The organism is Methylobacterium sp. WL103, assembly GCF_008039885.1.
GTDB classification, from domain to species: Bacteria; Pseudomonadota; Alphaproteobacteria; order Rhizobiales; family Beijerinckiaceae; genus Methylobacterium; species Methylobacterium cerastii.
This window is the reverse complement of record NZ_VRUX01001232.1, coordinates 1-531: the sequence shown is the minus strand read 5'-3', so window position 1 is coordinate 531 and position 531 is coordinate 1. Positions and strand designations below refer to the sequence as shown.

Annotated in this window: 1 protein-coding gene; it reads left to right on the top strand. The window is 76.1% G+C overall.

Annotated features, from left to right (window positions below; translation table 11 throughout):
- On the top strand, window positions 1-531 hold a 531-nt coding region (locus FV222_RS30440), incomplete at both ends, for an apolipoprotein A1/A4/E family protein (RefSeq protein WP_187277543.1).

The window sequence follows — 531 nt, the reverse complement described above, 5'->3', positions numbered from 1 at the left end:
GGCGTGATGTCGGGGCGCGGCGACGAGCTGATCGCGCGGCTCGCCGCCACCAGCGAGGGCGTGCGCGGCTCGATCGCCGAGGTCGGCGAGACGCTGACCCGTTCGTTCGAGACCCGGGCGGCCGACGTGACCCGCGTGTTCGAGAGCACCGGCGGCGCGCTCACCGAGCGGCTGGCCGAGAACGCCAGCCAGGTCGCGCGTTCGCTCGCCGAGACCGGCGCCGGCGTGATCGACGCCCTCGACCGCCAGGGCGCCACCGTGCGCGAAAGCTTCGAGCGCTCGGCGGGAAGCCTGGAGACCACCTTCCTCAGCCGCGGCGACGCGTTGGCCGAGCGCTTCACCCAGACCGGCGGCGAGATCACCGCCCGCTTCGCCGAGACCGGCGACGCCCTGCGCGCGCATTTCGCGGCGACCGGCACCGCCCTGTCCGACGACATCGCCGGACGCGGCGCAGCCCTCCGCACCGAGATCGAGACCGCCGGCGACGGCGTCGCCGCGTCGATCGAGGCCCGCGGCCGCGACGCCCAGGCC